General features: G+C 57.8%; 11 protein-coding genes. 8 read left to right on the top strand and 3 right to left on the bottom strand.

The genetic code is table 11. The annotated features are described in order from the left end of the window. Positions 1 to 492 precede the first annotated feature (492 nt). The 6 genes from AWB72_RS28095 (at position 493) to AWB72_RS29040 (ending at position 4685) form a co-directional block, all read left to right on the top strand. The gene (locus AWB72_RS28095) at positions 493 to 789 is read left to right on the top strand and encodes a DUF6723 family protein (RefSeq protein WP_087129180.1); all 297 of its coding nucleotides are present in this window, start codon (positions 493 to 495) and stop codon (positions 787 to 789) included. Positions 790 to 1861: 1072 nt separating this feature from the next. After that, a complete protein-coding gene (locus tag AWB72_RS28085) occupies positions 1862 to 2173 on the top strand; it encodes a bactofilin family protein (protein WP_087129178.1) in 312 nt (103 codons plus the stop codon). 30 nt (positions 2174 to 2203) lie between these two features. Continuing rightward, positions 2204 to 2503: a YuaX family protein gene (locus AWB72_RS28080; RefSeq protein WP_087129182.1), complete on the top strand. Its 300-nt coding sequence runs from the start codon at positions 2204 to 2206 to the stop codon at positions 2501 to 2503. A gap of 9 nt (positions 2504 to 2512) precedes the next feature. Continuing rightward, positions 2513 to 3466 carry a tyrosine-type recombinase/integrase gene (locus AWB72_RS28075; protein WP_087129176.1) on the top strand — a complete coding sequence of 318 codons (954 nt, stop codon included), beginning with the start codon at positions 2513 to 2515 and terminating at the stop codon, positions 3464 to 3466. Positions 3467 to 3591: 125 nt separating this feature from the next. Beyond that, positions 3592 to 4242 (top strand): nucleotide-binding protein, encoded by a 651-nt coding sequence (locus tag AWB72_RS28070; RefSeq protein ID WP_087129175.1) that lies wholly within the window; start codon positions 3592 to 3594, stop codon positions 4240 to 4242. Between the two features lie 278 nt (positions 4243 to 4520). Next, a complete protein-coding gene (locus AWB72_RS29040) occupies positions 4521 to 4685 on the top strand; it encodes a hypothetical protein (RefSeq protein ID WP_159459424.1) in 165 nt (54 codons plus the stop codon). A gap of 633 nt (positions 4686 to 5318) precedes the next feature. On the opposite strand, the gene AWB72_RS28055 is transcribed toward AWB72_RS29040, so the two are convergent. Then, the gene (locus AWB72_RS28055; protein ID WP_087129171.1) at positions 5319 to 5885 is read right to left on the bottom strand and encodes a replication/maintenance protein RepL; all 567 of its coding nucleotides are present in this window, start codon (positions 5883 to 5885) and stop codon (positions 5319 to 5321) included. Positions 5886 to 7842: 1957 nt separating this feature from the next. Here AWB72_RS28055 and AWB72_RS28050 point away from each other — a divergent pair. After that, positions 7843 to 8469 carry a nucleotide-binding protein gene (locus AWB72_RS28050; RefSeq protein WP_087129169.1) on the top strand — a complete coding sequence of 209 codons (627 nt, stop codon included), beginning with the start codon at positions 7843 to 7845 and terminating at the stop codon, positions 8467 to 8469. A gap of 830 nt (positions 8470 to 9299) precedes the next feature. Here the strand turns inward: AWB72_RS28050 and AWB72_RS28040 are convergent. Both AWB72_RS28040 and AWB72_RS28035 read right to left on the bottom strand, forming a co-directional pair. Next, positions 9300 to 9548 (bottom strand): hypothetical protein, encoded by a 249-nt coding sequence (locus AWB72_RS28040; protein WP_143754725.1) that lies wholly within the window; start codon positions 9546 to 9548, stop codon positions 9300 to 9302. After that, a complete protein-coding gene (locus AWB72_RS28035; protein ID WP_159459423.1) occupies positions 9529 to 10386 on the bottom strand; it encodes an integrase domain-containing protein in 858 nt (285 codons plus the stop codon). The genes AWB72_RS28040 and AWB72_RS28035 overlap by 20 nt, the downstream gene beginning before the upstream one ends. Between AWB72_RS28035 and AWB72_RS29035 the strand changes: the two genes are divergently transcribed. Then, complete coding sequence (locus AWB72_RS29035) at positions 10385 to 10639, top strand: hypothetical protein (protein WP_159459422.1); 255 nt, start codon at positions 10385 to 10387, stop codon at positions 10637 to 10639. The two genes, AWB72_RS28035 and AWB72_RS29035, sit on opposite strands and share 2 nt — an antisense overlap. Positions 10640 to 11036: the final 397 nt, after the last annotated feature.

Below are 11036 nucleotides of genomic sequence, written 5' to 3'. Positions count from 1 at the left end.
GAAAAGTGCTTGCGCTTGTAACGGACGGACTACGACAGCCCCGCCGAAGCGCCTCGAAAAAAACGCTCAGGGGGCTGTGCAGGGCGGACTATTCCGATGCACTTGCCGTAAGCGGTTTGCGGGCAAAGTGCCCGTCTTAAGAAATGGATCAAGCCAAGGAGCTCGATCGAACGTCGATGCGTCTAAGACACACAAAACATCCTAAGATTAACACAGGACTCTTCTTGTGGATACTACATGCACCAACTAAAAATTTATTCTTTAAAAGTAAGTTAAATGATTTCGTAAACAAAAGATGCTAAATTTTTGACTTCTCTCGCATGCTTCTCAGGAAGCATGTTTATGCCGCCCTTTCCCCTCGGGCGGTTTTTTTAATAACTTTTTAAATAATGTATACCTTTTGTACATTCTTTATTCGCAAATAATATTCTGTCTATAATTGTCGGATCCTACTGTGCAGAAGGGGTGCCGGCCAATCAAGTCGGAAAGAATATGAACAGAGGCAGTGGCAAGCGTCCTAAGTTGGTTTTCTTTCCGGCCCGATTTATACCACCGACGCCGGGCTTGAACAAGAATGATTACGAGATCTATGCTACATATTATGGGTCGATAGCCAGTGGCTTCTTCGGAAAGCTAAAGGTCATCAGGAAAACCGACGGCAAATTGCTTTTTCCATATGATGGAGCCGATACCATTGGGCCTTTCGAGACGATAGAGGTGGCTGTTCGAGCGGCGAAGGCGCGCGGCGAAGAAGTCGTCAACGGCGACTTGAATTTTCCGGAGCTTTAATTACCTAGTGCATCCAGCTAACCATTGAGAAATTAGAAGTAGTATCTTGATCTTTTCCGATAACGACATAAATCGGCGCATATTCTAATTTCGTTTGGATGGAATAAACATGCAAAGAATCAGGCGTTACACGAGAACGATTAATGACGACGATCTAGGAGTCTTGATACAGACCATGTTAAATCGGATCGAAGAACCGATGCCACTGGATCGCTCACGAGCAGTACTATGCGAAGTCACAACTGACGTGCGGGCGCTTCTAGATCTCATCGTAGAAATCGCCAGTAATGATCCGATCATCCGTGCAGTGTGTGTTCACGTGGAGACTCTACTCGTACTAGGGCGCCCGCGCGAAGCATTGCTAAAACTGGCAACCTTACTGGCATGATTGCAAAGCTGTGACGCGTCTATGTCAAGTTTCTGCTTTGGAAAGCTCGGATCTGTCAGCTAAATTGGATGGTACAAAATTACCGCTTGAGCGACTAACACGGTGTTGACAGCAGAAGGCGCCGATGACGCCGAAATCATCATTCGGCCCGCTCATGATGGGGGCTGGCGGGTCGAAGTGCCGTGTGAAGGTGGCGGCGTTGCCGTGACGATTGTGTGCGACCAAGTTCAGGCGGTCGCGCTGGCTCGTCAGCTTCACCCGAATGCGCAGATTCGTGTCCTTCCAGCCGGGGAAGCTGTCGGGACGTTACGGGATGACTTGTCTCGAACAAAAATTAAGCACTTACCAACTGCTCCGTGCGTTGAGGCCAGTTATCGTCGTGTTCCTAAGAGCAAGATGCCGCTGATCAGCAAAATCGGCGCAAGCGCGATGAGCATTACACCCAGAAGGATCATAAGGGCGTATAAGCGCGTCTCGCGGTCGCTGATGGCACCCTGAACCCGGAGCCGTCGGGCGATACGTAACGACGATCGCTCGATATCTCGCTCTCCTGCGAAGATAGTCGTTAGGAACCGCCGCATGCTGCTCCTGTTCTGAAACCCATGCTTTTGGGAGCACGGCGCGTGCCGCTTACCTATGTTCTATATATGATAATGTCCTTTATCAAACTAACAGGACGGGGTTATGGAGATCCTCGGCGGCATCATCAAGGGACCGTTGCACGTCGACCGTGACCTTGAGGTCCTAGGTCGGGTGGCCGGCGATGTGACGGTTCAGACCGGTTGCCGACTCCTGCTGCTCAGAGGGGTCGTCACGGGCGATGTGATCATCAAAGCCGGCGCGCGTGCCACGCTGGATGGCCGCGTGTTCGGCACGGTGTTCAACCACGGCGGCCGGGTCGAGATCCGCGGCACAGTCGGCGCTGTTGTGGACACCAGCCAGGCAGCGCAGACGCTGCTCGCCTACGACGCCGTTATTACGAGCTTGCGCGCATGACATGGTTTATTGGCGTCCAAAGGGGGCATCATGACGACTACACCATCGTTTGATCCGCCGGCCGAGGTCATTGCCGCCTTGCAGGCGCTCGATGACCTTGTGATCGAGGTGGAGGTCAACAGTCAAGATCTCCACAGCATTGAGGCCGCCGTTCTTAAAGTCGAAGCCGCGATTGATGCGACGGTGGCCTGCTATCGTGGGCACCCGCTGATCGAATCGACCGTCGCCGCAATCAAAGCCGAATGTCGGGCGGGACTTTACGAGCAGGCCGACGCGACCCAAGCCGCCCGGAATCCCGGCATCGGTTCAAACAAGCCGACGCTGCACTGACCTACGCCGATGAAATCAATTGTCGCTGCGGCACCGGCTGTCTCATTGCTCGTGACCTCGGCGGGCGAACGCGCCAGCCTCCGCTTCCTCGAATTCTTCGTCTCGGCCATTCGCAACCCGCACACGCGGCGCGCGTATGCGCGCGCGGCGGGGGATTTTCTCGCCTGGTGCGCCGGCGCCGGCGTGACATCCATCACCGCGGTGCAACCGCTGCATGTGGCGGCTTGGACTGAGCTTCTGACGCAAACCCACGCTGCGCCGACCGTCAAGCAGCGCCTGGCGGCCATCCGCCACCTGTTTGACTGGCTCGTCACCGGCCAAGTCGTGCCGCACAATCCAGCCGCGTCGGTGCGCGGGCCGAGTCACACGACAAAGCAGGGCAAGACGCCGGTGCTCGACGCGAGCGAAGCGCGGCAGCTACTCGACAGCATCGATGTGTCGACGCCGATCGGGTTGCGGGATCGGGCGCTGATTGCGCTGATGGTGTTTTCGTTCGCGCGCGTGGGGGCGGCGCTCGCGATGCGGGTCGAGGATGTCTATGTGCAGCAGCGGCGCCTGTGGGTGCGGCTGCGCGAGAAAGGCGGCAAGGCACACGCGATACCCTGTCATCACACGCTCGAAGCGTACCTGCATGCGTATTTGAGCCAGACGGGGCTACGCGACGAACCTAAGAGTCCGCTGTTTTGCACCATTGCACGCGGGACCGGACAACTAAGCATCACGCCGCTGCCGCAGGCGAACGCCTATGCGATGGTGCGGCGACGGGCGCTAGCCGCCGGCATTGTCACCCCGATCGGCAATCACACATTCCGCGCGACCGGCATCACCGCGTATCTCAAAAACGGCGGCACACTCGAGAACGCCGCGGCGATGGCCAATCACGCGTCGACTCGCACCACCCAGCTCTACGACCGGCGTCATGATGACATCAGCCTCGATGAGGTTGAGCGCATCCACCTTTAAACAAGCCATGAAATTCATGAAGTAACGCAGTCCCGCTTCGGCGGGATTTTTTTCTTGTGTGCTCCTTGACAGGCTCCATGCTTTGCTACATTGCTGAAAACAGCAAATAAGGAAAGGTTGTTTTCATGAAAACAATCGTTGTTGCGAGTCAGAAGGGCGGGAGCGGTAAGACAACGCTCGTATCGCACTTGGCCGTGGAAGCAGAGCACGCAGGGGACGGCCCCGCATGGATTATCGACACCGACCGGCAAGGGACCTTGAGCCGTTGGCATGAGAACCGGGCCGTAGATAGCCCACAGCGGGCGGACGTTCCTTTTACCAAGCTCCGGGCCGCATTAGACGCTCTCGACAAGCAAGGCGCGGCGTATTGTTTTGTGGACACTGCCCCAGCACTCTCGGACCAAAACACCGCCCTTCTCCATTTGGCGGACCTTGTTCTAATCCCCGTGCGCCCCTCCCCTGCCGATTTATGGGCCGTATCGGAGACCGTAGAGCAAGTTAAGGATGCAGGTAAGCCTCTCCTGTTCGTCATTACGCAGGCGAAAGCCCAGGCCAGCATTACGGCACAAACCGTGGCCGTCCTCTCAGGACACGGACGGGTAGCGCAGGCATTTATCGCGGACCGCGTGCCGTACGCCATGGCAATGACCGAGGGTCGCACTGCGCCCGAGCTAGGTGCTAAGACGCCCGCAGCGGCAGAGATAGCGGGCCTGTGGTCTTGCGTGAAATCAAGTTTTCATGAAAACAAGAAAGCAAGGAAGGTAGCGAATGGCTAAGGCAAGTAACCCCTTGGCGGACACCCTCACGCCGCGCAAGGCGGCCCCGGAGAGTGCCTCTAGGCAACGTGGCGTTGTGCCATCATCCGAGCTAGTTCCCCTCCAATTTCGTATGCCACCCGAGTTCGTTAAGGCGTTTAAGCAGGCCGCGCTAGACCGAGATATGAAGCTTAATGAATTGCTAAATTCTTGTTTTCAAGAATTCATGAAAAACGGCGGATAGGTTCGGGCGCTTGAATTGCGTATGAGGCTAGAACGAGTTCGTTGTGGAACTAGTCATGAAACGCGATCAACAGCAGCGCCGGGCCTATGCGCTGTGCCGACTCAGCGGAGCAATCGACAGGTATCTACTTGCTACCACATCGGCGGCAAAAAAGCGCGCGATGAAATGGGTCAAGGCGTGGGCCATGGCAGCGGGCTTGGAGGGCTTGGCGCGCAATTGACCGGCGCACCAAGGCGCTACTGATCGAGCTGGACTCGCGCAGGAGACTCGCCAGCGCACGGATTCATGCTTAAAGCAGGGCAAGGTCATTGGAGGCAGGCATGGCGTTCTTGATCCAAAGCCGAAGCGCCACAAATTGGCCTCGCGTTTGGTTATCTGCAGAGCGGGAAGCCGCTTGCGGCCACGTCCCCGACTGCGCTGCCGTGTGCTGTCATACGGCTTTAGGGTACGTAGCCGCCTTGCGGGTAAATCGCAGTTGGTTCTGGCGAGCACGCCCGCCGAGAAAGCCAAGGCGGGCCAATGGGCGCGGCGATGGTCAAAAGCGGCGGGCAACCTGTATTACCTGTACTTCGGCACGCCGCGAAAAGCAGGCTAGCGCGGATTGAAGCGGCCTAGTACACCTCTATATGGTCCGGGTACAGGCCCGTATCCCGTACGGCTTGCTCCACGGCCTCCGGGCTAGCGCAATAGCCTATCCGCTTAATTTCCTCCCCGCCGACAATCAAGCGGCCCCACCATTGGCCCGAGGGCGCACGGTAGATGCGCAGGGTAATGTCCGTGCCTGAATCTTGTTCCACTTTATCTCCTCGGTTGTACATGGCTACATAGAGGTCATTCCCCGTACTGGCTCGGCTCACGCTTCCTCGTGGTCAACCTGGACGGCCTCGCGTTGCTCGCGATCGTCGTCGCTACGGCGGCGCACGTACTCCTTTACGAACGCTACCCGGTCTCCCTTAAAGAACAGGGCAGGATTGACCCAATAGCTAGACGGCGCACGGGGATACAGGAACCCCTTTTCAAGAAGCTCCTTAAGGCCACGCTGGAACGTCTTTTCAGACATATCCAGAGCGCGCCCGTCCAACTTGCCGTCAAACCAGAAAAGCTCCACGGACTCCGCGTAACCGCCCCGCATAGCCGTGTTTTGGTACACGTCTAGCACGGCTTGGAACACGCGCGAGCCGGTAAGAGTCAGGCCGAACGCGGCCTTAACGCCGTCTGCGAACACCTTCACAAACTCCGCGTCATCGCGCTCCTCCACAATATGGATAGTCGCAACGCCGCTAATCTCGCCGGTCTTAGGGTCAAGTAGGTCGTGGCTAGACCGCGTACGAACATAGCGCCGTTGCACCTTAATTGCCTGCGGTTCAATCAAAGGATTGACAGTAGGCGAGTACTCCAATTTTCGGAGGTTGACAGACATTTTTAGCCCTAATTTTGTCGCTCAAGTGGACACATGATGTCAGGCTAAAAGACAAAAAACAAGCTATTTTTGTCTCGTGAATTCCAAAATCTGTCTTTCGAGTTCCAATTTCTGTCTCGACGATCTAGGCGCGACAAGGGTTTGCGGGCGTTTGCTTCTCTATCTATGTAATAGCGGAGGTTTGCAGGCCCCGGACGCGAGCCATAGCGGTCGGTGGAAGGTTTGGATTCTCTGTCTTATCAAGGCAAGCGCGAAGCGCGCGTCAGCCCGGAGGGGAGGCATCGTGGGGAGCCGGGGTGCAACTGTGGAACCCGCGTAGCGGGCTGTGCACACGTCAGTGTGTGCAGCACAGTTGTGCACGGGCGGGCGCGGGATAAGCGAGGGACCGTGCGGACAGAAAAAAGCCCGCCGAAGCGGGCATGAGTCACAACTTTCCGAGGCACTAAAGTTAGTGCGAAGCCAGTGTATCGACGGTGGCACGCAAAAATCAGACAAACAAAAGCCCGCCGAAGCGGGCTAAACGCGATTCTTACAACAGTGCGCCGTGTCCAAGGACGCAGTAAAAGCATAGCCGCTCATTTGGCCAAGACAAGAAAAAGCCCGCACACCGGGGAGAGGCGGGCTAAATCCACGTCCAACCTGAGAGAGTGACTTGGACGCGGAGAGGAGACACGTTGTCTTAACAATCCTCATACCTAGGTCGTCGGTTATCCCCGTGCTGGACAAGCCCGTTGCCTATCTCTCGGATTATCACGCGCAGCGACGCCACCGGCCCGTATGGTTCCGTGGGGCCGAATGGCCGCTATCTACCATCATGCAGAAGGTGTAAAACGATAGAGGAAATGCAGGCCGAGGGAATGCAGAGAAATGGCTGGGGCCTATGGGTTACTAAAGCGTTCGGAATGCCCCTCCGTTTGCACCTGGAAGGCGCTCCCCAAGGTGGGAGAATAGGCGAGTAGCCGGAAGCAATTCCGGCCCGTCCTAGCCTCGGGCGCGTTACGCGCGCGCACAACGGTATGTTTATCCAAGGAGAAAGCCATGGGATACATAGCGGACCGGGAAGAAGCTGTGCGAACTCGGATAGTGGCAGCACGAAAGCGCGTCGAGGAATGGCGCAACGGGGGCGCAATGCAAAGGACCGCTAGCGCCAGTTTATTCAGAGAGGTGGCCGAGCTAGACCGTATCCATAGGGCCTCGAAAGCCCTGATTCCGGAGTACCGGGAGCGGTTCGTTAAATGCGTAGCTTGTGGGAATACCTTCCACGACGAGTGTAGCTTTCTATCACATTGGCAGTATGGTTTGAGCGGTGCAATAGAGTGCGTAGGGGCACCGTATCTACTCAAAATGCTTTGTTTCGAAATTGACGAATATCGCTACCCCGAGGAGCGTTGGCCGGAAAGGGTCTATCGAAAACCAATCCGTCATTAAGTAAAGTCCTCCTCTGCCTATGAATAATCCACGTACCATCCCTCTTGGGCGCTCTTGCGCTAGGCCGATGGTTTCCCGCGTGAATTCGCCCCTCTTTTTTGGACTTAAGGGTTAAATAACTGGAACCTGTCGGATTCGAGCGATTTACCCTGTATCGTTTCACACTCCCCTGGTATTTCTATCGTTTCAGGCCCGCGATAGCCGTAAGGCCGCATCCGGCTACCTGTTGGTATATAACGTTTATTCGACCTGCACAAATAACGTGCAATCTATAGCCCTTCTCATGCTTTGGCCGAGTGTTTTTATAAAGTTACGGCCAAGCTATAGGCGCTATGCACGCAGTGCGTACGCCGCTTAACTTTTTTAACCACTCTTTCCAGCCCATGTTCGCTCCTAAGTTCGGGCCGGGCGATGTGCCGGGCTCCTCTAATCGCGCCTAATAAGGCAAATAACAATTTGCGAGCAGGGGTGAGCCTCTAGGTAGCAGCTAGATATAAGATAGCGGCTATCTAACTTCTAGGTAGCGCTAATGGCCTCCGTGATAGCGTTTGTGAGTCAGAAGGGCGGGGTAGGCAAGAGCACGTTAGCTCGGGCGCTTGCTCGGGAAGCGGCAGCGGGCGGCCTGCGGGTAAAGGTGGCGGACCTGGACACGCAACAGGGAACGTCCGTGGACTGGCATAGAACCCGGATGGACGCGGCGATAGAGCCGTCCGTGTCCGTGGAGTCGTATAAGACCGCGGCGCAGGCGTTGGCCGTGGCGGACCATTTCGACATTCTCATACTGGACGGTCCCGCCCGGACCTCTCAGGCCACGCTAGACATAGCCAAGGCCGCTAGCTTGGTCGTGCAACCTACCGGGGCCTCGCTTGATGACCTCCGGCCCGCCGTCCGCGAGTTCCACGCTTTGGTTAAGGCCGGGATTCCCTCGGGCCGCCTGACGTTTGCTCTAAATCGTATCGGCACGGACGCCGAGGAAGCGGACGCCCGGGCATATCTCGGGGAGGCCGGGTACAGCGTGCTATCCGGTTGCCTCGTGGAGCGTCCCGCATATCGGCAAGCACAGAACGGCGGGTATGCAATCACGGAGACCCGATACGCCGCTCTCAATGCTCGGGCCGATGCCCTCATTCAATCCCTGATCGATGCGACGGAGTAATCATGGCGGACCTTTCTAAACTCGCGGCTAAGCGTAAGCCCCTTGGAGGAGCTACCCCGCCATCTATGGACGAGGCTAGCCCTAACCTTGATGCCCCGGAGACTGCCCCGGCTAGTAGCGGCTTCGCCTCTGGCGAGGCAAGCGCCCTAAACCCCTCCCCTACTCCAGCCCGAAAGATAGACGGGCGCTCGGCCCGCCGCTCTAACCGTACGGTCCAGTTCGCTACCCGCGTTACGCCGGAGTTCGATGAACAGATACGCGCTATCGCTAACAGGGACGGTCTGCTATTGGTGGAGGTAATGGAGAAGGCGCTAGCGGCTTACGAAGCTAGCAAATAGATAGCAGCTAGATAGCGTCTAACTTAGAGGCCCTCATGCCTAGGCGCACCCCCTATGTGCACGCGTACCCGCACCGAGCCTACGCGCTGCGTCACTTGAACAAGGCGGTGGATCGGTTGATTTTGGCCACCACGCCGGGACAGAAAGCCCAGGCGGGGAGGTGGGCGCGGCTATGGGCGAGAGCGGCAGGTGCGCCCTTTGATGGGCGAAGCGAGCGGGCACCCCGGCGCAAAAAATTAGCTCAGCCACGCTCACCTATCGACGGGTAGAACAAGGATCCGGCGCAACTCCAAGACGCCCTCAAAGCGCCTTCAAACCTTCCCTAAACCCTGTGAATCGGCCAACGCAAATTGCGGACAGGATGCCAGGTGTAGCCACAAACTAAAGTTTGTCCCTCCCCCGCTGGGGAGACTCAGGGCTCCGCCCCGAGACCCGGCTACCGCAGCGCAGCAAGGGCCGTAACGGAGACAACAAGTCGTTATGTCGAGTGAACTACTTGGTCGCAAGGTCAGCAGCGGCGAAGATTAGCCGCTCCACCGCCTCCCGGATCGTCTCACCGCGATGTCGAAGACCTTTCAGCGCTTCGAACGCCTCGCGCGAGATCTTCACCCGCGGCAGCGTATCGGCCGAATCCGACAGCCCTTCCAGCCGTGTGCCACCGACCAGTTCGACCTTGACCTTCCACACGCTGCCCTTGGGCAATCGATGAGCGGTCGTGAATTCAGGTTTGCTGTTGCTCATAACTCGCTCTCAGATAGTTGTTCCAAACCCAGCGGCCGCGGCCCTCACCGTGGCCGAGATCACGCGAACACAGCGCGAGCGCTTCTTTAACGCTATAGCCCTCGCTCAAGTAGTGCTCATAGTTGTCACGGCAGAAAGCTCGGCGCAATGCGTGACCGGAGTCCTTGCCCATCAACCCCAAGGCCGCAAAGCGGTCGTGGACCTGCTTCTGGGCTGCGCGCGCAGTCGGCGCGTCGACCAAGTATGGTCGCGTTGCCGTGACTTCCAGCGCCGCCCTGACTGCGGCTAACGCGCGCGTCCGGTAGGGCATTGGGATCGCCGTATCCCTCACGCGCCCGCCCTTGGTGCCGTGGCGGATCGTGATAAAGCTCTGGCCACGTGAGAGCGCCGCCTCCCATTGCTTCAGGCTCTTGTGACTTTCGATCATCTCTTCGCGCCGCAAGCCCAAGCAGCGCTCGAGCTGGATCCACGCACGAGTGTCGGCCGGTGCGTGCTCAAGGGCGTGCGCAAGCACGTGCGCATCAACCACGCGGCCGGTGCCGATGCGCGTGCTGGCCGGCACGCCGAGCTGTGCATTGGTGACGGCATCCGCCCAGTCTCCTCGGCCGGTGCCGCGCAAGGCGCGGCGCAGATGGCTCACTTCGTTCTGGATCGTGCGCGGCGTGATGCCGGCCTCGATGCGAGCACCGACATAGTTGCGAAGCTGCTTTTCCGTGACGGTGGCGGGATCGACATCGCCATAGCGCCGCTGCCTGGCATGCGCGGCGAACGCTTTGAAAGTGGTCAGCATCTTCTGCTGGGTTAGGGTCGCGGCCCCCTTGTGAAGCGAGGCATCCATGAACTTTACTTCTATCGATCGTGGTCGCGAGGGTGATCGATTCGGTGGTGGCGTGGGCTTGCTCATGCTTCTCATCGTTGTGTTGTTCGTCGTCGTTCGTTGTTTTGTGTTGCGCCGGGTCGCTCCAGTGAGCCGGATCCTGCTGTCGTTTAGGGAGCTGTGGGCCGCCACCTGGAGGTGGGTTGTTGTGGCCGGGGTACTGCTGCCGATGAGGTCGTTTGTCGTTCGCCGGTTGGCCGGTTCGACGCGCTGACGTGCGCTTAACTATCACGTCCTGAGACGGGCGCCTTACGTGGCGCGGGCGAGAGGGGTGCGCGATAGCGCGTCACTGCTACGCTATGCGAAGCAGTGACGCGCAAAACCACGTGATTGCCTTTGGCGGATGCTCCCGATGATCGAGCCGCGGAAAGCGGTGAAGTCACCGCGTCGTGCTTACTGCGTTTGCTGTCGGCACAGCAAACGGGAAGCGTTGACGCGATGCGCTAGCTGAGCTGCTCGTTGGCAGCCGAAGGACAAAGGTAGGGTTGAGCACAGTGGCTCGGAGAAATGTAATGCGCGGGCAAGGCCCGAGGTGAAAAGTGCTTGCGCTTGTAACGGACGGACTACGACAGCCCCGCCGAAGCGCCTCGAAAAAAACGCTCAGGGGGCTG

Origin of the sequence: Caballeronia concitans (assembly GCF_001544615.1) — a bacterium.
Classification (GTDB): domain Bacteria; phylum Pseudomonadota; class Gammaproteobacteria; order Burkholderiales; family Burkholderiaceae; genus Caballeronia; species Caballeronia concitans.
The sequence above is the reverse complement of the archived record's forward strand: the minus strand, read 5'-3'. Positions and strand labels throughout refer to the sequence as shown.

What these genes read in the sequence shown, in the direction of transcription:
- AWB72_RS29040 (WP_159459424.1), top strand. Translation starts at nt 4,521, where the DNA reads ATGAAACGCGATCAACAGCAGCGCCGGGCCTATGCGCTGTGCCGACTC.
- AWB72_RS28095 (WP_087129180.1), top strand. Translation starts at nt 493, where the DNA reads ATGAACAGAGGCAGTGGCAAGCGTCCTAAGTTGGTTTTCTTTCCGGCC.
- AWB72_RS28085 (WP_087129178.1), top strand. Translation starts at nt 1,862, where the DNA reads ATGGAGATCCTCGGCGGCATCATCAAGGGACCGTTGCACGTCGACCGT.
- AWB72_RS28075 (WP_087129176.1), top strand. Translation starts at nt 2,513, where the DNA reads ATGAAATCAATTGTCGCTGCGGCACCGGCTGTCTCATTGCTCGTGACC.
- AWB72_RS28070 (WP_087129175.1), top strand. Translation starts at nt 3,592, where the DNA reads ATGAAAACAATCGTTGTTGCGAGTCAGAAGGGCGGGAGCGGTAAGACA.
- AWB72_RS28035 (WP_159459423.1), bottom strand. Translation starts at nt 10,386, where the DNA reads ATGGATGCCTCGCTTCACAAGGGGGCCGCGACCCTAACCCAGCAGAAG.
- AWB72_RS28050 (WP_087129169.1), top strand. Translation starts at nt 7,843, where the DNA reads ATGGCCTCCGTGATAGCGTTTGTGAGTCAGAAGGGCGGGGTAGGCAAG.
- AWB72_RS28080 (WP_087129182.1), top strand. Translation starts at nt 2,204, where the DNA reads ATGACGACTACACCATCGTTTGATCCGCCGGCCGAGGTCATTGCCGCC.
- AWB72_RS28055 (WP_087129171.1), bottom strand. Translation starts at nt 5,885, where the DNA reads ATGTCTGTCAACCTCCGAAAATTGGAGTACTCGCCTACTGTCAATCCT.
- AWB72_RS28040 (WP_143754725.1), bottom strand. Translation starts at nt 9,548, where the DNA reads ATGAGCAACAGCAAACCTGAATTCACGACCGCTCATCGATTGCCCAAG.
- AWB72_RS29035 (WP_159459422.1), top strand. Translation starts at nt 10,385, where the DNA reads ATGAACTTTACTTCTATCGATCGTGGTCGCGAGGGTGATCGATTCGGT.